The 20,581-nt window shown below is 68.1% G+C and carries 16 protein-coding genes; 7 read left to right on the plus strand and 9 right to left on the minus strand.

Annotated elements, in window-relative coordinates:
- Positions 1–62 precede the first annotated feature (62 nt).
- From J2T23_RS17675 to J2T23_RS17705, 7 genes are all read left to right on the plus strand, one after another.
- Entirely contained in the window at positions 63–1,430 is a 1,368-nt protein-coding gene (locus J2T23_RS17675; RefSeq protein ID WP_141181293.1) for a DUF6421 family protein, read from the plus strand.
- Complete coding sequence (locus J2T23_RS17680; protein WP_307362104.1) at positions 1,427–2,146, plus strand: SDR family NAD(P)-dependent oxidoreductase; 720 nt, start codon at positions 1,427–1,429, stop codon at positions 2,144–2,146. The genes J2T23_RS17675 and J2T23_RS17680 overlap by 4 nt, the downstream gene beginning before the upstream one ends.
- A 43-nt stretch (positions 2,147–2,189) precedes the next feature.
- The gene (locus J2T23_RS17685; protein WP_307362155.1) at positions 2,190–3,287 is read left to right on the plus strand and encodes a threonine aldolase family protein; all 1,098 of its coding nucleotides are present in this window, start codon (positions 2,190–2,192) and stop codon (positions 3,285–3,287) included.
- Between the two features lie 58 nt (positions 3,288–3,345).
- The gene (locus J2T23_RS17690; RefSeq protein WP_307362106.1) at positions 3,346–4,038 is read left to right on the plus strand and encodes a DUF3000 domain-containing protein; all 693 of its coding nucleotides are present in this window, start codon (positions 3,346–3,348) and stop codon (positions 4,036–4,038) included.
- A 12-nt stretch (positions 4,039–4,050) separates the two neighbouring features.
- Positions 4,051–5,385 (plus strand): HRDC domain-containing protein, encoded by a 1,335-nt coding sequence (locus J2T23_RS17695; RefSeq protein WP_141160770.1) that lies wholly within the window; start codon positions 4,051–4,053, stop codon positions 5,383–5,385.
- A 122-nt stretch (positions 5,386–5,507) separates the two neighbouring features.
- Positions 5,508–6,785 (plus strand): thiolase family protein, encoded by a 1,278-nt coding sequence (locus tag J2T23_RS17700; RefSeq protein WP_307362109.1) that lies wholly within the window; start codon positions 5,508–5,510, stop codon positions 6,783–6,785.
- Positions 6,782–8,947: a 3-hydroxyacyl-CoA dehydrogenase NAD-binding domain-containing protein gene (locus tag J2T23_RS17705; protein ID WP_307362112.1), complete on the plus strand. Its 2,166-nt coding sequence runs from the start codon at positions 6,782–6,784 to the stop codon at positions 8,945–8,947. The genes J2T23_RS17700 and J2T23_RS17705 overlap by 4 nt, the downstream gene beginning before the upstream one ends.
- A gap of 12 nt (positions 8,948–8,959) precedes the next feature.
- Here J2T23_RS17705 and J2T23_RS17710 read toward each other — a convergent pair whose 3' ends face one another.
- From J2T23_RS17710 to J2T23_RS17750, 9 genes are all read right to left on the minus strand, one after another.
- Positions 8,960–10,561 carry an ABC transporter ATP-binding protein gene (locus J2T23_RS17710; protein ID WP_307362114.1) on the minus strand — a complete coding sequence of 534 codons (1,602 nt, stop codon included), beginning with the start codon at positions 10,559–10,561 and terminating at the stop codon, positions 8,960–8,962.
- Positions 10,554–11,348: an energy-coupling factor transporter transmembrane component T gene (locus J2T23_RS17715; protein ID WP_307362116.1), complete on the minus strand. Its 795-nt coding sequence runs from the start codon at positions 11,346–11,348 to the stop codon at positions 10,554–10,556. Before J2T23_RS17715 ends, J2T23_RS17710 begins: the two co-directional genes overlap by 8 nt.
- Positions 11,349–11,358: 10 nt before the next feature.
- On the minus strand, positions 11,359–12,258 hold the full coding sequence (locus J2T23_RS17720; RefSeq protein WP_307362118.1) for an ECF transporter S component: 900 nt from the start codon (positions 12,256–12,258) through the stop codon (positions 11,359–11,361).
- 149 nt (positions 12,259–12,407) lie between these two features.
- Positions 12,408–13,433, minus strand: a complete 1,026-nt coding sequence (locus J2T23_RS17725) for a nucleoside hydrolase (protein WP_307362121.1) — start codon at positions 13,431–13,433, stop codon at positions 12,408–12,410.
- Positions 13,434–13,439: 6 nt separating this feature from the next.
- A complete protein-coding gene (locus tag J2T23_RS17730) occupies positions 13,440–14,417 on the minus strand; it encodes an aldo/keto reductase (RefSeq protein WP_307362123.1) in 978 nt (325 codons plus the stop codon).
- 9 nt (positions 14,418–14,426) lie between these two features.
- Positions 14,427–14,987 carry a hypothetical protein gene (locus J2T23_RS17735; RefSeq protein ID WP_307362125.1) on the minus strand — a complete coding sequence of 187 codons (561 nt, stop codon included), beginning with the start codon at positions 14,985–14,987 and terminating at the stop codon, positions 14,427–14,429.
- Positions 14,984–15,604, minus strand: coding sequence for a DUF402 domain-containing protein (locus tag J2T23_RS17740; protein ID WP_141181285.1), 621 nt, complete (start codon positions 15,602–15,604; stop codon positions 14,984–14,986). The genes J2T23_RS17735 and J2T23_RS17740 overlap by 4 nt, the downstream gene beginning before the upstream one ends.
- The gene (gene dxs / locus J2T23_RS17745) at positions 15,601–17,574 is read right to left on the minus strand and encodes a 1-deoxy-D-xylulose-5-phosphate synthase (RefSeq protein WP_307362129.1); all 1,974 of its coding nucleotides are present in this window, start codon (positions 17,572–17,574) and stop codon (positions 15,601–15,603) included. The genes J2T23_RS17740 and dxs overlap by 4 nt, the downstream gene beginning before the upstream one ends.
- Before the next feature lie 129 nt (positions 17,575–17,703).
- Positions 17,704–20,517, minus strand: a complete 2,814-nt coding sequence (locus tag J2T23_RS17750) for an aconitate hydratase (RefSeq protein WP_141160780.1) — start codon at positions 20,515–20,517, stop codon at positions 17,704–17,706.
- Positions 20,518–20,581 lie beyond the last annotated feature (64 nt).

Consider the following 20,581-nt stretch of genomic DNA (forward strand, 5'->3'; position numbering starts at 1 on the left):
AAGTCCTACTGGTTGCTTGCTACGCTCGCCAGAGAAGCAAGCAACCAGAAAGGCAGCCGACGATGACAGAGACCCTGACCACCGCCGTTACCGGTATTTCCGCGCAGAACCAGGACTGGCTGCGGCTCAAAGGCGCAGCCACCGCCCTCCAGGCCCTCCAGGTCCAAGACGGATCAATTCCCGAGGCGGCCGACCACGCGACAGCTGCACGCCACGTGGAAACCATCGTGGACGCCGTCACGGCCCTCTCCCCTGCCTTTCCGCACGATGCCGCCTACCTCGAGGCCGCGTGCGCTGATTTCCGGGCATGGGCCGCGGGCGGATTCGCCGTTCCGGACTTCCTGTCCTCGCTGCTGGCGTTCCAGCCACAGGAGCAGCGCCGCGACGGCCTGCAGCACCTGGTGGTGTTCCCCATGTACACCCAGAACGGCAGCAGCAGCCGGCTGGTGGAGGCCGTGCTGGTGGAGGTGATCTGGCCGGAGTTCATCGCGGGCCTGGAAGCCGGCGGGCACTCCAACAAACTGTTCGTCCCCATCCGCTTCGTGGACTTCACCCCGGGCTACGACACCAACTCGGCCGTGCTCTTCCCCGAGACCGTGGCTGTCAGCCGGACCCCCACTTTCACCTGGGGTGCCATCTTTGCCGACCGGGAAGCTGCCCGGTTCCGCCGGGTACTCAAGGCCGCCGCGGAGATCACCTCCCTGGAACTCCCGGCGGGCGCCGCGGAACTGCTCGTTGACCAGGACCTCACCGAAGCGACCTTCGTCATGTGGGACCTGATCCACGACCGGACGCACATGCGCGGCGACCTGCCCTTCGATCCCTTCATGATCAAGCAGCGGATGCCCTATTTCCTGTACTCGCTGGAGGAACTGCGCTGCGACCTCACCGCCTTCCGCGAATCCGTCCGGATCGAAAAAGACGATGACGCCGACCCCGAAGCCCGCCGGCACGCCAAGCTGGTCCAGTACGCCATCATCTTTGACCGCATTTTCCGCTTTGCCATCACCGGCAGCCGCGTCCGCAACTACGACGGCCTCGGTGGCCAGCTCCTGTTCGCCTGGCTGCACCAGCAGCATGTGCTGCACTGGACGGACACACGGCTTACCATCGATTGGGATGAGGTGGCCGACGCCGTGATCGCCCTCGGAGCCGGCATCGACGATCTGTACTGGCGCTCCATCGACCGGCCCAAGACCGCCCACTGGCTGGCGGCCTACCAGCTGGTATCGGCCACCGTCACCCCCAACCCGGCCTCCGTGTGGGCCAAGGGCCCGGACGCGCTGCCGCTGGCGGGGACGCCCCGCGGCCTCACGGACCAGGTCCTGGACGACGAATTCCCGTTGTCCATGTTCTACGAAGCATTGGAGAAGAAGATGCGCCCCGTCATCGAGTCGACCGCCGGCATCACCGGCCACTCCGCCCTGTGACCGGCCCCGGCGCTGCCCGCGTCCTGGTCACCGGCGGCAGCGGCCCGTCCGGCGTCGCCGTTGCGCGTGCCCTCGCTGCCGCGGGCCACCGCGTGGCCACCGTGGGATCGGACCAGGCCCGGATCGCGGCGGCGGCGGAGAAGGCGGGCGACGGCGTCGCCCCCTTCACGTGCGACCTCGCGGATTTCGACGGCGTCCGGCAGCTCCGGGAGCAGCTCGGCGGAACCTTCGGGCCGGTTGACGCGGTGATCCACCTGGTGGGCGGCTGGCGCGGAGCCAAGGGCATCGCCGACCAGTCCGACGAAGACTGGGACTTCCTGGAACGCAGGGCGGTCACCACGCTTCGGAATGTCTCACGCGTCTTTTTTGACGACATCGCCGCGTCGCCTGCCGGCAGGTTCGCCATGGTGTCCTCCACCGCACTGGACAAACCCACCGCGGCGGTGGCCAGCTACGTGGCAGCCAAGGCGGCCGCGGAGGCCTGGACCATGGCCATGGCGGACGGCTTCCGCCGCGCCTCCGGGGACGGCGGGAGCCTTGCCGCTGCCACCATCCTGGTGGTCAAGGCACTGGTTGACGACGAACTGCGCCGCGCCCACCCCGAGCGGAAGTTCCCCGGGGCCACGGACGTGGCTGACTTGGCTGCCGCCGTCGTCCGGCTCTTCGATACCCCGGCGGCCGGACTCAACGGCGCCCGGCTCCGGCTGGCTGACTGAGCGCGGCCGTGACTGTACCTAGACTGAAAGCGTGAACAACCCCATGACCACCACAGCAGAAACAGGCTCGGCGCTCCGGCTGCACGATCCGAACGTGCGCGGCTTTGCCTCCGACAACTACTCCGGCGTCCACCCCGAGGTGCTGGCAGCCCTGGCCGCCGCCAACGAGGGCCACCAGGTGTCCTACGGCGAGGACGACTACACCGCGCGGCTCCAGGAACTCATGGTGGACCACTTCGGCCCGGGCATCGAATGCTTCCCTGTCTTCAACGGTACCGGGGCCAACGTCCTGTCCCTGCAGTCCCTGCTCCCCCGCTGGGGCGCCGTGGTATGTGCGTCCACCGCGCACATCAACATGGATGAAAACGGGGCACCCGAGCGCATCGGCGGCATGAAGCTGCTGCAGGTCCCCACCCCGGACGGCAAGCTGACCCCGGAGCTGATCGACCGGGAGGCCTGGGGCTGGGGCGACGAGCACCGCGCCCAGCCGCTGGCAGTGTCCATCACCCAGACGACGGAACTGGGCACGTGCTACACCCCGGAGGAAGTGCGCGCCATCGCCGACCACATCCATACCAAGGGCATGAAGCTGCACATGGACGGTGCCCGGCTCGCCAACGCGGCCGCCCACCTGGGCGTTCCCCTGCGGGCCTTCACCAAGGACGCCGGTGTGGACATCCTCTCCTTCGGCGGCACCAAGAACGGCCTCCTGTTCGGCGAAGTGGTGGTGGCCCTTAATCCCGAGGCAGCCCACGGCCTGGTCTACCTCCGCAAGATGAATATGCAGCTGGCGTCCAAGATGCGTTTCATGTCTGCCCAGTTCATCGCCCTGCTCGAAGGGGGCCTCTGGCTGCGCTCCGCTTCGCACGCGAACGCCATGGCAGCCCGGCTGCGTGCCGCCGTCGACACCATCGAGGGCGTCCGCCCCACCCAGAAAACCGAATCCAACGGCGTCTTCGTCATCCTTCCGCCCGGCGTGGCGGACAGGCTGCGCACTTCCTTCAGGTTCTACGACTGGGATGAGGCAGCAGGGGAGGTCCGCTGGATGTGCTCCTTTGACACCACGGAGGAGGATGTTGATGCGTTCGCCGCTGCCATCCGCCGTGAGCTGCGGGATTACCGGGACGGCCGGGCAGGGTGACCGGCCGTTGACGGCGAGCCTTCCTCCCCTGCCGCGCCCCGCCCCGTAATCTGCCAAGGTGAACGCACTTGACCAGGTTCCCCCGGATTTTCTCCACGCCTTGGGAACCCTCAGGAAAGCCCGGTGCCGGAAGGAACTGCGCCTGGCCGAGATCCCTGCCCCCGCGCGGCTGGCCCCCTTCGCCGTCGCGCTGGGCGCTGAAGTCATGGCGCCCGGCACCGGTGCCCCTTCGACGCCGGTCCACGGGCCGGCGGCCCTGGCTTTCGCCGCGGCCGGCGGTCCAGCCGGGGCCGGAACTGCGGACGAGGACGGGACCGAACTCGCCACCGGACGTTTCATCCTCCTGCATGACCCGGACGGCTCAGCGGTCTGGGACGGCGAGTTCCGCATCGTGACCTACATCCGGGCCGAGCTGGAACCGGAAATGGGCAACGACCAAATGCTGGGCACCGTGGCATGGACGTGGCTGGTGGAAGCGCTGGAAAACCACAAGGCCCCGTACCGGGCGGCCGGTGGCACGGCCACCCGCGTCCTGTCCGAAAGCTTCGGCACCCTGGCCGGCCGGCCAGGGTCCATCGACATCGAGCTCCGGGCCTCCTGGACGCCGGGTTCCTCCGATGTGCAGGCGCACCTGGAAGCCTGGTCCGACATGGTGTGCACGTTCGCGGGCCTGCCGCCGCTGCCCGACGGCGTCACGGCCCTGCCGCCCCGGCGGCGGGGCCAGCCGAACGGTTTCGGGGCAGCCCGGTAAACTGGGGGCATCATGACCCCAAACATTCCGGAAAACACCACAGCCGGCGTCCCGGCTGCTGCTGCCGCGCCCCACATCACGGTGGAGGGCTTTGACAGTCCCATCCCCGAAATCATCGATCTCGACGCACCCCGGGACGGCGTTCCCCTGGTCATCGAAACCCAGTCTGGCCTGGAACGCTGCGCCGCCGCCATCGCCGCCGGCACCGGGCCGGCCGGTGTTGACGCCGAACGCGCCTCCGGGTTCCGCTACGGCCAGCGCGCCTTCCTGGTCCAGATCCGGCGCGAGGGCGCAGGCACCTGGCTGATCGACCCCGAACCGTTCGGGAACCTGGACATCATCAACGACGCCCTGCGCGGGGTCGAATGGATCCTGCACGCTGCCAGCCAGGACCTCCCCTGCCTGTCCGAACTCGGGATGTGGCCGGACAAGCTTTTCGATACCGAACTCGCCGCGCGCCTGGCCGGGCTGCCCCGGGTGGGCCTGGCGGCGGTCATCGAACAGCTCCTGGGATTCGGGCTTGCCAAGGAGCACTCAGCGGCCGACTGGTCCACCCGCCCCCTGCCCGAACCGTGGCTCCGGTACGCCGCCCTGGACGTCGAGGTCCTCACCGAGCTGCGTGAGGAACTCATTGAGCTGCTCCAGGCCGACGGGAAGCTGGAATACGCCGAGCAGGAGTTTGCCGCCATCCTCGAAGCCGGCATCGCTCCGCCCCGGGTGGACCCCTGGCGGAAAACCTCCGGCCTGCACCAGATCCGGGACCGCCGCCAACTGGCTGCGGTCCGCGAATTGTGGCTGGAACGGGACTCCCTGGCGCAAAAACGCGACGTGGCGCCTGGCCGCCTCATTCCCGATTCGGCCCTGGTGGCTGCCGCGAAGGCGATGCCGGCCACTGTCCCGCAGCTTCTGGGCACCAAGGGATTCCATGGACGCGCCGCCCAGCGTGAGGCTCCGCGCTGGCTGCGCTGCATCGCCGCAGCACGGGACATGCAGGAACTCCCACCGCTGCACCTGGCCACCAACGCCCCACCGCCGCCGAGGGTCTGGGCAGACCGCGATCCGGAGGCGGCTGCCCGCCTGGGCACGGCCAGGCCCCTGCTGCAGGCAAAAGCCGAGGAGCTGAACCTGCCGCTGGAGAACCTGCTGACGCCCGATTACCTGCGGCGGGTGGCGTGGCGGCCTCCTGCAGATGTCAGCGAGGACTCGATTGCTGCTGAGCTGCGTGCCCTCGGTGCGCGCAAGTGGCAGGTGGAACTCACCGCCCCGCTGATCTCCAGCGCCTTCCTGAACCCGCAGCCATTGCCACCCAAGGAACCCAAACCCGTCGCAGTTGCCGGCGGCCAGTAACCTTCCTGGACCAGGCCCTTGCAGGCTAAGTTACTCACGAGTAACATCGGTGTGACCGACGCTTGGCTGCTGCCGCACTCCGGCATGCACCCGGCGCGCCACATCTCGATGAGGAGTTACACGTGAGCCAGCACGGAAGCGGCGCATCTACGCGCACTGTCCGCGACGTCGTCTTTGTGGACGGCATCCGCACACCCTTCGGCAGGGCCGGTGAGAAAGGGATTTACGCCGGGACCCGGGCCGATGACCTGATCGTGAAATGCATCCGCGGCCTGCTGCGCCGCAACCCGTCGCTGCCCGCCGGGCGGATCGACGAGGTGGCCATCGCCGCGACCACCCAAACAGGTGACCAAGGCCTTACCCTCGGCAGGACCGCCGCACTCCTGGCCGGCCTTCCACGGACTGTTCCCGGCTTCGCCATCGACCGCATGTGCGCCGGCGCGATGACCGCTGTCACCACCACGGCCGGCGGCATCGGCTTCGGCGCCTACGACGTGGTGGTTGCCGGCGGAGTGGAACATATGGGACACCACCCCATGGGCTCCGGCGCCGATCCAAACCCCCGGTTCATGTCCGAACGGCTGGTGGACCCGGCAGCCCTGAACATGGGCAACACCGCGGAGAACCTCCACGACCGGTTCCCCGCCATCACCAAGGAACGCACGGACGCCTACGCCGTGGCCTCGCAGGACAAACTGGCCGCCGCCTACCAGGACGGCCGGATCCAGCCGGACCTGGTTCCCGTTGCCGCCCGCAGGCCCGGAGAGGGCTGGACGGTCCACAGCAAGGACGAACCGCCCCGGCCCGGCACCACCCTGGCCGACCTCGCCGGCCTCCGCACGCCCTTCCGCGCCCACGGCCGGGTCACCGCCGGAAACGCCGCCGGCTTGAACGATGGCGCAACCGCTGCCGTCCTGGCCTCCGCTGATGCTGCCGCCGAACTTGGCCTGCCGGTCAAGATGAGGCTGGTCAGCTACGCTTACGCAGGAGTGGAGCCGGAGGTCATGGGCATCGGACCTGTGCCGGCCACCGAAAAAGCCCTGAAGAATGCCGGACTGACCATCGATGACATTGGCCTGTTCGAAATCAACGAGGCCTTCGCCGTCCAGGTCCTCAGTTTCCTGGACCACTACGGCATCTCCGACGACGACCCCCGGGTTAACCGCTACGGCGGGGCCATCGCCGTAGGCCACCCCCTGGCGTCCTCCGGCGTCCGGCTGATGATCCAGCTGGCCCGCCAGTTCGAGGAAGACCCATCGGTCCGCTACGGGATCACCACCATGTGCGTGGGTCTTGGCATGGGCGGCACCGTGATCTGGGAGAACCCGCACCACCCCGACTACAGTGGAACTCCCGCCGGGGAGACCGCTGCTACCGCTTCCGAAGGAGCCATGGCATGAGCGCCGCAGATTACCGCACGTTGGCGGACCTCTTCCCCAACGAAACCGTGACCCACTCCTACGTCCACGACATCGCCCTGCCGGGAACTTCAGGGAAGCCCAGCCCGGGAACCTTTGCCCTGGTCACCCTCGACAACGGCCTGGACCACACCAAGCCCACCACCCTTGGCCCCAACACCCTCGTGGAGCTCGGCACGGCGCTTGAAGGCCTGCGGGAACGCGCAGCCCGCGGCGAAATCGTGGGCGTGGGCGTCACCGGCAAGCCGCACTACCTCGTGGCCGGGGCGGACCTCTCCGCCGTGAAGTCGCTCGAAAAGCGCGAACACGGACTGTGGATGGCGCAGCTGGGCCACGACGTCTACGCCACCCTTGCCAACCTGGGCGTCCCGAGCTTCGCCTTCATTAACGGCGTCGCACTGGGCGGCGGCCTGGAGATCGCGCTGCAGTCCACGTACCGCACGGTCTCCACGGGGGCCAGCGCCCTGGCCCTGCCGGAAGGTTTCCTGGGCCTGGTTCCGGGCTGGGGCGGCGTGTACATCCTCCCCCGCCTGGTGGGTCCGGAAAACGCGGTCAAGGTCATGATCGAGAACCCGCTGAGCAACAACCGGACACTGACCGGTGCACAGGCATTCGGCATGGGAATCGCGGACGCCGTCTTCGAGCCTGCCGACTTCCTGGAGCAGTCGCTGGCCTGGGCCGCGGGAGTCATCTCCGGCGACGTGGTCCCGGAGCGGCCCAACGCCGTCGACCCCGCCTCACCGGAGGCTGCCGCCCGCTGGACCGCCGCCGTGGCCGCGGGGCGGAAGTTCGTGGAGGGCAAGACCTCCAACGCCTCTCCGGCCCCCGCCAAGGTCCTGGACATTCTCGAAGCCAACCGCACCATGACCGCCGCGGAATCCGCGGCCCTGGAATGCGAAACCCTGGCCGACCTGATGCAGACCGATGAGTTCCGGTCCACCGTCTACGCGTTCCTCGACCTGGTGCAGAAGCGCGGCAAGCGGCCCGCCGGCGCTCCGGACCGAAAGCTGGCCCGGCCTGTGACCAAGGTGGGCGTGGTGGGCGCGGGCCTGATGGCCGGCCAGCTGGCACTGCTCTTCGCGCGGCAGCTGAAAGTGCCGGTGGTCCTGACCGACATCGACCAGGCCCGGGTGGACAAGGGTGTGGCCTACGTCCATGGCGAGGTGGACAAACTCCTGGCGAAGAAGCGCGTCAGCCCGGACGCTGCCAACCGCACCAAGGCGCTGGTAACCGGCTCGGTGTCAAAGCAAGCCTTCGCGGACGCCGACTTCGTGATCGAGGCCGTCTTCGAGGAACTGCACATCAAGAAGCAGGTTTTCGCCGAACTGGAGGCCATCGTGTCGCCGGAGTGCATCCTGGCCACCAACACGTCATCGCTCTCGGTGACGGAGATGGCCGCGGACCTCAAGCACCCGGAGCGCCTGGTGGGCTTCCACTTCTTCAATCCGGTGGCCGTCATGCCGCTGCTGGAGATTGTCCGTGCCCCGCGGACCGACGACGCCGTGCTCGCGACCGCCTTCGAGCTGGCCAAGGCCCTGAAGAAGACCGGTGTGCTGGTCAAGGATGCGGCCGCCTTCGTGGTCAACCGCATCCTGCTGAGGCTCATGGGCGAAGTGACGGCGGCCTTCGACGAGGGCACCCCGGCGGAGGTTGCGGACGCCGCGTTGCGGCCCATGGGGCTGCCCATGACGCCGTTCACGCTGCTGGCCATGGTGGGCCTGCCCGTGGCGCAGCATGTCCAGGAGTCCCTGAACGCCGCCTTCGGTGACCGCTTCCCGGTCTCCGATAACCTCAAGAAGCTCATCGACAACAACGTCAAGGCACTGTGGGATACCGCGCCGGACGGTTCCCGGACCATCCCCCAGTCCACGCTTGAGCTGCTGTGCTTTGGCTCCAGCCCGTCCACCGCGGAGCAGGTGCTGCACCGCGTCCAGGATGCCCTGGCGGAGGAAATCGGCCTGATGCTGGACGAAGGCGTCGTCGCCGGACCCGAGGACATCGACCTGTGCATGATCCTGGGCGCGGGCTGGCCCATGTTCCTGGGCGGCATCACGCCGTACCTGGACCGGGTGGGTGCATCGAAGCGGGTCAACGGCAAGCGTTTCCTGCAGCCCGGCATCGCGTCGAGCAAGTCCCGGGACTAGGCGCAGCGGCGGTCAGGCGGGGTGCAGCCGGCCGCCGTCGAGCGCCAGGATGCGGTGCGCCGCCGCGCGTGCATAGCCCAGGTCATGGGTGACCAGCACGACGGCGGCGCCCGAGTCCGCTGCCGAGCGCACGGCAGTGTCAAGCAGGGCCAGCCCGTTCCCGTCCAGCGCAACGGTGGGTTCATCCAGCGCCAGGACGGCGGGCCGGCGGGCCAGGACGGTGGCCAGGGCCAGCAGCCGCTGGGCGGACGCGGGAAGCTCGGCCGGATGCTCCCGTGCCGCATCCGCCAGGCCAACAGCCTGGAGTGCCGCGCCGGCGCGCTCCGCAGCCTGGGCCGGCCCACACATGCGGTCCAGGCCGAACCCGACCTCCCGCAGCACGGTCCGTTCGAACAGCTGCTCGCGGGGCTGCTGGAACAGCAGGCCCACGGAGGCTGCTGTTTTTCCCACTGGAGCTCCGGCAATGTCACTGCCGCGGACCAGGACAGTCCCTGAAGTGGGGCGCAGCAGCCCGTTGAAGTGCCGCAGCAGGGTGGACTTGCCGGCACCGTTTGGCCCGGTGACAGCCACGATTTCCCCCGGGTGGACTGCCAGGTGGACGTCGGCCAGCACCATCGCCCGGCAGCCAGGTTCCCGCCTCCGGCGCCTGAATCGGGATACTGGAGCGTCCGGGTAGCCAAAGGACACGTCCCGCAACTCCAGCGCTGCAGGCTTCGCTGGCGGCACCTGCCCCGGGCGGCTGGACGTTGCGGCGGTGGATGGCCCTGTGGCCTGGATGCCGCCGGGCCACCGGATGGCTGGCGGCAGCAGCCCGGAGCCAGGGCGCATCGCCGCGGGAGGCCCGCCGCCGGCGAGCCTGCCATCCGCGAGGACCAGCCACGTGTCGGCTTCCAGCAGCAGCGCGTCAACAGCCTGGCTGAGGATGACGACGGCGGTCCCACCCCTGATCAGCTCACGGACCAAGGACGCCAGCTCGTTGGTCCCTGCCGCGTCCAGGGAGGCGAAGGGCTCGTCCATGACCAGCACCGGGGGCCCGGGGATGATCGCGCAGCCGATGGCGAGCCGCCGCAACTGGCCGCCGGACAGCCTCGCGGGGTCCTGGCCCAGCAGGCTGCCAAGTCCGAGCAGCCGGGCGGTCCGCTCCACGGCGGCTTCCATCCCGGCACGGTCCATGCCGGTGTTTTCCAAACCAAACGCGAGCTCCTCGGCCACCGTGGCCCGGACTGTGGAGAGGACGGCGGCAGGGTCCTGCGGCACGAACCCCACGTGCCGGCCCCACTGGGCCGGATCAATCCGCGGGTCCCCCGGTCCGCCGTCGAGCTCCAGCCGCGTACCGGCCAATTCGAGGAAGCCTGCCAGCGTGCCGTGCCCACCCGGTGGCAGCCAGCCGGACAGCAGCCGGCCCAGGGTTGACTTGCCGCTTCCGGATGCGCCGAGGATGGCCGTGAACGAGCCCGGTGGACACGAAACAGTGATATCCCGCAGGACAGGGGCGGGCGCCTCGTGGAAGGTGAAGTCCCTGATGCCGGCAGCCAGGACGGGAGCGGACGCACTGCCGGCTTCGCCGTCACTGTTGGGAATGCCGGAGCCGCCCGTGACCATGTGTTCAGCCACCCGTACCTGCCAGGACCACGCGGACAACCACGGCGGCCAGTGACAGGAGCACCAGGACGGACCGTGCCGCCCGCTGCAGCGTGGAATCCGGCACCATCCGGTAACTGGTCCGCGGCCCGGCGTTGCCCAGCCCGCGGGCCTCCAGGGCAGCAGCCCGGGTACCCGCATCCTCAATCAGGGAGAGGACCAGCGGAATGGCCTGCAGCCGGAACGCCGCCGCCCTGGAGACCAGACTCCGGGAGATGACCAAGCCCCGCGATTCCTGGGCCTGCCGGATACTGCGTGCCCGCCGGGCGATGGCCGGAAGCAGGGTCAGCGTGGATGCCAGCACGAAAGCGAACCGGCCCTGTACGCCCCGGGCAGACAACGCCGCCACCAGGTCCGGGACCCTGACATTGAAGGAAAACACCAGCAGGGCCATGACGACGGCGGCCAGTTGCAGGGTGCGTTGCCCGGCAAAGTCCAGGCCCTCTGCCGTGATGCGTGCAGGCCCCCACGCTGCCAGCACTGTCCTGCCTTCCGGGAAGAACAGCCCGTGCAGGACCAGCAGGGACAGGCCGAGCGGAACCATGACCGCCGCCGCCGCCGGCAGCACGCGGTGTGCCGTCCCTGCAGCCAGTGACAGGACAATGCACGCGGCAACCACGGTGAGGGACCACGGCCAGCTTGCCGCCGCCGTCGTCATGACTGCCGTGCTGCCTGCGACGGCGAAGGAGGTCAGCGGGTTGAGCCGCTCCCGCTCCGCCGTTGCCGGTGCTGCCGGGTTGCCTGCCGGGGGTGCCGTCACGGTGCCCGGGTCAGCCGTTCAGTGATGAATCGTTGGCCGGCCCGGACCCATTCCCGTGGGCGGGCGCCGGCGCTGTAGCGTCCACCCGGGTTCCCTCCGGCGTCGAAGCAGGGTTGGTGCCGGCGAGCACCCGGTGGCGCCGGATGAAGGGGAACTGCTGGCGCGCCCGGCGGGGCAGCGCGTAGACCAGGATGGCCACGATGGTGAACACGATGGCCTTGTCCATGGGGTCGGACAGCAGTGCCTGCTTGGTGATGGCCGCCAGGAGGGTGTCCCCCATGGCCCGGAAGGCGCTGACGATGGCGCCGGTGGCCACGCCCGACGTTCCGCCGAAGACGAAGGCTGCCACGGGGGCGGACACCACACCGGCAATGATGCCGGTGATGAAACCCGCCACTGGTGCCAGGTAGAACCGGCGGAAGAGGCCGTAGCGTGCCGCGAGGCCGGCCAGGCAGCCGATGAGCGCGGCGCCAGCGGCGAACGGCAGCACCGTGGGGTTGAAGAAGGACCAGACGATGCTGCTGAGGGCGCCGGTGGCGGCACCGGCGGCCGGCCCGGCCAGGACGGCGATCAGCACGGTGCCGATGGCGTCGAGGTAGAAGGGAACAAGGGTGCTGCCGACGAATTGTCCCAGCACGATGTTCAGGACCAGTGCGACCGGGATCAGCACCAGGGTGGACGCCGGCAGGGTGGGCAGCACGGCAATGATCAGCAGGACCGCCCCTGCCAGGAACCCGGTGAGGGCGATCAGGGCCGACGCGCTTCCCGGGCCGCCGGTGATGTCTGCCGGCTGGTTGAGGACCAGGTAGACGTAGGTGGCCGCGATGGCCAGGGCGCCAAGGATCTCCAGCAGCCTGCGGCGTGCCGCGGGGCGTTCCTGGGACGGGAGCGTCAAAGAGGGCGATGACATGGGGAATGTTCCTTTGGGTGCAGGCGGTGGGCCCGGCAGTGCCGGGCCGGAGTGTGGCTGCCTATGTCACCTCGGCAGAATCCGGCGGCAACTGCGCCGGGCCGGTCCGGAGCCTATTCTACCGGCGATTGCCCACGGAGGGGCGTTCCTCAGCCCACGCGGCGGGCCAGGCTTCCGACGGCGGACACGAGTTCGCGGAACGCCTGCTCCGGGTTGTTGCCGGACACGACCCGCGCGTTTGGGGGTGCTCCCCACAGTCCGCGGAAGTCGGCCACGGTGGTTCCCATCAGGAGCGGGGAGTCCGTTTCGACGTCTACGGTGGCTGGGCGGGCGGTGTACTCGAGCGTGCCCGCGGCCACCCCGGCCGCAAAGAAATCGTGGACGTGGGCCAGGTAGCCCTGGTCGTAGTGCCGGTGGAACTCGAAATAGAAACGCAAGGCATCGGACAGGTGCCTGACCAGGGTGTTGCCGGAGGTGCTGCGGAGCCCCTCCGGGTCCCCCGGGAGGACCAGTTCCGGAGCCGCGGCGCCTGCCGCCCGTGCCAGCGCCTCAACGTGGGCCGGGTGCAGTTCCATCCGCTCGGTGGTGTCCAGGGAGCAGACGATGGGTAGTTTCTCCGGCTGCCGTCCCCGGTACGCGGCGTAGACCTCCTTGGCCGCATGGGGGTCCACATGGGTGTTCCACTCGGCGGTGGGGGTGGTGTTGCCCTGGTGGTAGAAGCTCCCGCCCATGATCACCACCTTGGCAAGGAGGTCGGGGAGCTCCGGTTCCCGCCGCAGTGCCAGGGCGAAGTTGGTCAGCGGCGCCGTGATCAGGGCGGTGAGCTCACCCGGCCTGGCGCGGGCGTGTTCGATCCACAGGTCAACGGCGTTCCGCGCCGAGACCTGTCCGGCGGGCCCGGGCAGCACCGCGTAGCCGATCCCCTGCGGCCCATGGGTTTCGGGTGTGGTGGTGAGCGGAATGGACAGCGGCCCGCGCGCCCCGATGGCCACCTCGACGCCCGGCCTGCCGCACAGCTCCAGCAGTGCCAGGGTATTCCGGGCCACCTGGTCGGCATCGACGTTGCCGTGGGTGGCCGTGACCGCCACGAACTCCGTGTCCGGGAGCGCGGCAAGGTAGGCAAGGGCAAGGGCGTCGTCGATGCCGGTATCGACATCAAGGAGGTAGGCGGGCATCGTGGCCTAGAACAGCGCGACCTTGGGCACGGCGGGGAAGATGTCGTCGAGGGTGGCGATGTCCTCCGGGGTGGGGGTCCAGTTCGCGGCTTCGGCGTTTTGCCGGACCTGCTCCGGCCGGGTGGCGCCGGCGATGACGCTGGCCACCGAGGGCTGGGCGGCGAGCCAGGAGAAGGCCACCTCGATCTCCGTGAGGCCTCGTTCTTTCGCGAAGGCGCTGTACCTGCCCAGTTGGTCCCAGTCGGCGTCGTCCACCATGTTGGTGCGGGTGTGGCTGAGCCGCGACCCTTCGGGGGCGTAGCCCGGGGAGTACTTGCCGGTGAGCAAGCCGTTGGCCAGCGGGAAGTAGGGCAGGACGCCCAGGCCGAACTCCTCCGCGGCCGGGGTCACTTCCAGTTCGGCCCGGCGGTCCAGCAGGTTGTAGTGGTTCTGCGAGGAAATAAACCGGGAAGTCCCCAGTTCGCGGGCCACGTATTCAGCCTGGGCGATCTGCCACCCGGAGCGGTTGGAGTGGCCGATGTAGCGGACCTTGCCACCGCGGACCAGGGTGTCCAGCGCCGCCAGGGTCTCGTCGATGGGGGTCAGTGGGTCCGGGGTGTGGAACTGGTAAAGGTCGATCCAGTCCGTGTCCAGGCGCCGCAGCGACGCTTCGGCTGCCTGGATAATGTACCGCCGGGAGCCGCGGGCACCGAAGTCGGGGCCGTTGGCGCCCCGGGTGTCCATTCCGAACTTGGTGGCGACGACGACGTCCCCGCGCCGGCGGCCGAGCGCCTTGCCGAGCATGGTTTCGCTGAGCCCGGGTTCCTTGCCGTAGTTGTCTGCGACGTCGAACAGGGTAATGCCGGCGTCGATCGCGGCGTTCACGACGGCGTCCGTTGCGTCCTGCGACTCGGTGGCGGTGTTGGCGCGGCCCAGGTTGTTGCAGCCCAGGCCTACGGTGGAGACCGTCAGCCCTGATTTTCCAACACGGCGGTAACTGGTCACGAACGTCTCCTAGAGGCTGAAGCTGCTGGCGGGCTTGGCGGAATGCTTGAGCTTGTAATGGTCCGGCTGGCTGTACGGGGCAGCCCCGATGCTGAGCTTGGTGAAGTCGAGGTCCTCGTTGCGGGCGCAGACCTTGATGGCGCTGACGGCCTTGTTCACATCCGGGCACAGGCAGAAGATGCTGAGCTTGTAGTCGGTGAATTCGGAGCGTTCCACCGTTCCCAGGCCGCGCCAGGCCAGGTGGCTGACGAGGGCGTCCTTGGCCTTCTGTTCAAGGCGGCGGTCACGGTCGGTGCCGTCCTTGGTCTTGAGGGCGAACTGGGCCACCACCCAGGACTGCTCCTCGTTGGGGACCTCAGCGTAGCCGTCCTCGGCGCACTGGGCTGCGAAGGCGTCCAGGAGGCCGTCGGCAGCGGCGGCGTCGGCGACATCGGTTTCCTCGGTCTTGCTCTGGTGCCCCACGGCACCGAAGTTCATGACGAACTGGGAGTATTCCTCGTCGAACCAGGCCTCCCTGAAGTGCAGGGCGCCGTCGTCGTCGCGCTTGTAGACCCTGACAATGCCGCTCATATAGTGCGTCCTTTGGTAAACCATTCGACGTCGGTGCCGTCGAATGGCGCGTGCTGTGCCTTCACGGCGTGGTAGAGCCCGTCCGCGGCAGCCTGGATATCCTCGATCAGCCGCTGGGGGTAGTGCATGGAGACGCTGTGCGCCGCAAACTCGTCCTGGTCGTCGATGAAGACGCCGCGGGCCTCGGTCCGGATGACGTCGAGATCCATGTCGATCACATGGAACTCGGTCACGGCAGGCCGGATGTGTGTCCACTCATGGCCTACCGCGAGGTCGATGTAGACCCGCACTCCACCGGGGTGCGCGGAGTCGTAGAACGTGGCCACCCAGTCCCCCTGCCGTGGCACCAGCAGGACAGCGTCCGAGCGCGTATAGAACGCAGCGCCTGGGCGGGAGCAGAATTCGTTGGTTCCCTGGAAGATCCACCATCCGTGCCGGTCCTCGCCGAGGTACCGCCCGGGGACCACCCAGTGGGCTTTGCCGTTCCATTTCCGGTTCCTGGAGACCACCAGCTGGCCCGGCTCCAGACCATTCGGAACCCGCGTGGTGGTGGTGTGCAGGACTGGTCCGGACTCCCCCGCCGGCCCGGGATACTTCAGCTCGTCTTCGTCCCTCACAGGATCGGAAGGCTGCCGGTGGTGGGGTGCTGCTGCCCGGGGAGGGGCCGCGCGAAGGGGACCTTGGTTCCCAGGACCTGCGCGACGACGTCGTGCGTGATCTGCTGGGCGGTCAGCCCAACCCGCTCCAGCACTTGGTTGCGGGTGCCATGGTCCAGGAACTCCACGGGCAGGCCTACCTCGTTCAGTGCCGTATCCACGCCGGCAGCGCGCATCTCCTGCCGGATGCGGGAGCCGACGCCGCCCGCGCGGACGCCGTCTTCGATGCAGATGACCAGGCGGTGGTGCGAGGCCAACGCGATGATCGAACGGCGGACGGGGAGGACCCAGCGGGGGTCCACCACGGTGGTGCTGATGCCCTGCGCGCCGAGCCGGTTGGAGACGTCGAGGGCCAGTTCGGCCATGGCGCCCACGCTGACGATCAGTACGTCGTTCTCGGTGGAACCTGACGGCCGGCGGGCCAGGATGTCCACGCCGTCGCTGAGCCGTTCCACTGCCTCGACGGCCGGGCCGACGGATCCCTTGGAGAAGCGGACAACGCTGGGCGCGTCGTTTATGGCCACAGCTTCACGCAGTTCCTCCCGGAGCCGGGTGGCGTCGCGGGGCGCGGCGAGGTGCAGCCCGGGGACGATCTGGACCATGGCCATGTCCCACATGCCATGGTGGCTGGCGCCATCCGGGCCGGTAACGCCGGCGCGGTCGAGGACGATGGTGACGCCTGCCTTGTGGAGGGCCACGTCCATGAGCAGCTGGTCGAAGGCCCGGTTCAGGAACGTGGCGTAGACGGCCACCACCGGGTGCAGGCCGCCGAAGGCCATGCCTGCGGCGGCGGTCAGCGCGTGCTGTTCCGCGATGCCGACGTCGATGACGCGCTTGGGGTGCTTGGCGGCGAACTTGTGCAGGCCCACGGGAATCAGCATGGCGCCCGTGATGCCCACGATGTCGTCGCGTTCGTCGGCGATGGCTGAGATCTCGTCGGCAAACACCGAGGTCCAGGACTGGGCGCCGCCGGTACCGGTGGGCTCGCCGGTTTCGGGGTCGATGATCCCCACAGCATGGAATTGGTCCGCTTCGTGGGCACGCGCCGGCGCGTAGCCGTGGCCCTTCTCCGTCATGGCATGGACGATCACGGGACCGCCGTAGTTCCTGGCGGTGGACAGTGCGTGCTCCATGGCCTGGAGGTTGTGGCCGTCCACCGGGCCGATGTATTTCATGCCGAGGTCCTCGAACATGCCCTGCGGCGCCCACCAGTCCTTGATGCCCTTTTTCATGGCGTGCAGGCTCTTGTAGGTGAACTGCCCCACGGGGCCGCCATCCTGGAGCTTCTTTTTCCACCAGTCGAGCGCGCCTTCGTAGGCCGGGGCGGCGCGGAAGGAGTCGATGGTGGGGCGCAAGGACGCCAGGTAGTCGGCGAACCCGCCGACGGTGGGGGCGTAGGAGCGCCCGTTGTCGTTGACGACGATGACCACGCGGCGCTTCTTGTCCGCCGCGATGTTGTTGATGGCTTCCCAGGCCATCCCGCCGGTGAGGGCGCCGTCGCCGATGATGGCGACGACGTGCCGGTCACCTTCCCCCGTGAGCTGGCGGGCGCGGGAGATACCGTCCGCCCAGGACAGGGATGACGACGCATGGGAGCTTTCCACGATGTCGTGTTCCGATTCCGCCCTGTCCGGGTAGCCGGAGAGGCCGCCTTCCTGGCGGAGCGTGCTGAAGTCCTGGCGTCCGGTCAGCAGCTTGTGGACGTAGGACTGGTGCCCCGTGTCAAAGACGATGCTGTCGCGGGGAGATTCGAAGGTGCGGTGCACGGCAAGGGTCAGTTCCACGACGCCGAGGTTGGGCCCGAGGTGGCCGCCCGTCTGGGAGACGTTCGTGATCAGGAAATCCCTGATCTCCGAGGCCAGCTGTTCCAGCTGTTCCTCGGTCAAATCGTTCAGGTCCTGCGGATTCCGGATGGTGTCCAAGATTCCCAATGACCCCTCCTTCGGGTGGTAGACGTGCCGTTTAACTCTAACGCCTTGGCTTGAATGCAAAGCCGAAGCCCCGGCTGGTCGGTGACCGGCCGGGGCTTCGGGGTGGATCGTTGCTGCTGTTGGAACCCGCTAGTTCGCGGAGATCTGGCGCAGCACGTACTGCAGGATGCCGCCGTTGCGGTAGTAGTCCGCTTCACCCGGGGTATCGATGCGCAGCACGGCATCGAACGACTTGGAGGAGCCGTCCTCTGCGGTGGCGGTGACCTTCAGGGTCTTGGGCGTGGTGCCCTCATTGAGGGCGGTGACGCCCTCAACCGAGAAGGTTTCCGTGCCGGTCAGGCCCAGGCTGGCAGCGTTCTCGCCGGCCGGGTACTGCAACGGCAGGACACCCATGCCGATGAGGTTGGAGCGGTGGATGCGCTCGTAGCTCTCGGCGATGACGGCCTTGACGCCCAGCAGGGCGGTGCCCTTGGCTGCCCAGTCACGCGATGATCCGGAACCGTATTCCTTGCCGGCCAGGACCACCAGCGGGGTGCCGGCTGCCTGGTAGTTCTGCGCGGCGTCGTAGACGTATGCCTGCGGGCCGTCGGCCTGGGTGAAGTCGCGGGTGAAGCCACCCTCAACGCCGTCCAGGAGCTGGTTCTTGATGCGGATGTTCGCGAACGTGCCGCGGATCATCACTTCGTGGTTGCCACGGCGGGAGCCGTAGGAGTTGAAGTCCTTGCGCTCCACGCCGTTGGCCAGCAGGTACTGGCCGGCGGGGGTGTCGGACTTGAAGGAACCGGCCGGGGAGATGTGGTCGGTGGTGACGGAATCGCCGAGCTTCAGGAGCACGCGGGCACCCGAGATGTCCTTGACGGGTTCGGGCTGGGCCTTCATGCCGTCGAAGTACGGGGGCTTCCGGACGTAGGTGGACTTCTCATCCCAGGCGAAAGTGTCGCCGGCCGGGGTGTCGAGGGCCTTCCAGCGGTCGTCGCCGTCGAAGACGCCCTCGTAGCCGCGGGCAAACATGCCCTTGTCGATCGAGGAGTCGATGACCTGCTGGACCTCGACCGGGTTGGGCCAGATGTCCTTCAGGAAGACGTCGTTGCCGGCTTCGTCCTGGCCCAGTGCGTCGTTCTCGAAGTCGAAGTCCATGGTTCCGGCCAGGGCGTACGCGATGACCAGCGGCGGGGAGGCCAGGTAGTTCATCTTGACGTCCGGGTTGATCCGGCCTTCGAAGTTGCGGTTGCCGGAGAGGACTGCGGTGACGGAGAGGTCGTTGGCCTGGATGGCCTCGGAGATTTCGGCGTCGAGGGGGCCGGAGTTGCCAATGCAGGTGGCGCAGCCGTAACCCACGATGTAGAAGCCCAGCTTCTCCAGGTAGGGGGTCAGGCCCGACTTGTTGTAGTAGTCGGTGACAACCTTGGAACCGGGGGCAACGGAGGTCTTGACCCATGGCTTGGCGGCGAGGCCCTTTTCGACGGCGTTGCGGGCCAGCAGTGCTGCCGCCAGCATCACGGACGGGTTGGACGTGTTGGTGCAGGAGGTGATCGAGGCGATCGACACCGCACCGTGGTCCAGCTCGAATTCGCGGCCGTCAGCGGTCTTGACAGCCACCTTCTTCGTCGGGCGGCCGTTGGACTTCGGTCCGTGGGCGTGCGGGGCTTCCTCGGTGAGGTGGGTTGCCGTGGCGGTGAACGAGGGTGAGTCGGACGCCGGGAAGCTCTCGTCGATCGCTTCGTCCAGGCTGCCGTCGGCGAGGTCCACCTTGACGTAGTTGCGGAGGTCCTCGCGGAACTGCGCCTTGGATTCGGTGAGGATGATGCGGTCCTGCGGGCGCTTCGGGCCGGAGATCGACGGAACGACGGTCGACAGGTCCAGCTCGAGGTACTCGGAGAACTTGATGTCGCGGGAGGGGTCGTGCCAGAGGCCCTGTTCCTTCGCGTAGGCCTCGACCAGGGCGACGTTCTCGTCGGACCGGCCAGTGAGGCGCAGGTAGTCCAGGGTGACGTCGTCGATGGGGAACATGGCGGCGGTGGAACCGAACTCGGGGCTCATGTTGCCGATGGTGGCGCGGTTGGCCAGCGGCACTGCTGCGACGCCTTCGCCGTAGAACTCGACGAACTTGCCCACCACGCCGTGCTGGCGCAGCATTTCGGTGATGGTCAGCACCACGTCGGTTGCGGTGGCGCCGGCGGGGATGCTGCCGCTGAGCTTGAAGCCCACGACGCGCGGGATGAGCATGGAGACGGGCTGGCCGAGCATCGCTGCCTCGGCTTCGATGCCGCCGACGCCCCAGCCCAGCACGCCCAGGCCGTTGACCATGGTGGTGTGCGAGTCGGTGCCAACGCAGGTGTCGGGGTAGGCGCGCAGCGCACCGTCCACTTCGCGGGTCATGACCGTGCGGGCCAGGTACTCGATGTTGACCTGGTGCACAATGCCGGTTCCCGGGGGAACAACTTTGAAGTCGTCAAACGCGGTCTGGCCCCAGCGCAGGAACTGGTAACGCTCACCGTTGCGCTGGTATTCGATCTCCATGTTGCGCTCCAGTGCGCCGGAGTTGCCGAAGGCGTCGATCTGGACGGAGTGGTCGATGACCATCTCGGCGGGGGCCAGGGGGTTGACCCGCTTGGGATCGCCGCCCAGGTCCTTGACTGCCTCACGCATGGTGGCAAGGTCGACCACGCAGGGAACGCCGGTGAAGTCCTGCATGATCACGCGCGCCGGCGTGAACTGGATTTCTGTATCGGGCTCCGCATTCGGATCCCAGCCTGCCAAAGCGCGGACGTGATCGGCAGTGATGTTCGCGCCGTCCTCGGTCCTCAGCAGGTTTTCAAGCAATACCTTGAGGCTGAACGGAAGGTTTTCTGCACCTTCAACGGAGTTCAACCGGAAAATTTCGTACTCGGTTCCGGCTACATTAAGTTTGCCTTTTGAACCGAAGCTGTCCACAGTGCTCATCGCAGGACTCCTCTCGCAACAGTTTCATCTTTGTCGCGCGGTTGACCGCCTGCTAGTTAGGAAG

It is taken from the genome of Pseudarthrobacter niigatensis, assembly GCF_030812615.1.
Lineage (GTDB): Bacteria > Actinomycetota > Actinomycetes > Actinomycetales > Micrococcaceae > Arthrobacter > Arthrobacter niigatensis.

Bases quoted from the DNA above. Each gene is read 5' to 3' on its own strand.
- J2T23_RS17675 (WP_141181293.1), top strand. From the start codon at position 63: ATGACAGAGACCCTGACCACCGCCGTTACCGGTATTTCCGCGCAGAAC.
- J2T23_RS17685 (WP_307362155.1), top strand. From the start codon at position 2,190: ATGACCACCACAGCAGAAACAGGCTCGGCGCTCCGGCTGCACGATCCG.
- J2T23_RS17695 (WP_141160770.1), top strand. From the start codon at position 4,051: ATGACCCCAAACATTCCGGAAAACACCACAGCCGGCGTCCCGGCTGCT.
- J2T23_RS17705 (WP_307362112.1), top strand. From the start codon at position 6,782: ATGAGCGCCGCAGATTACCGCACGTTGGCGGACCTCTTCCCCAACGAA.
- J2T23_RS17720 (WP_307362118.1), bottom strand. From the start codon at position 12,258: ATGTCATCGCCCTCTTTGACGCTCCCGTCCCAGGAACGCCCCGCGGCA.
- J2T23_RS17725 (WP_307362121.1), bottom strand. From the start codon at position 13,433: ATGCCCGCCTACCTCCTTGATGTCGATACCGGCATCGACGACGCCCTT.
- J2T23_RS17735 (WP_307362125.1), bottom strand. From the start codon at position 14,987: ATGAGCGGCATTGTCAGGGTCTACAAGCGCGACGACGACGGCGCCCTG.
- J2T23_RS17750 (WP_141160780.1), bottom strand. From the start codon at position 20,517: ATGAGCACTGTGGACAGCTTCGGTTCAAAAGGCAAACTTAATGTAGCC.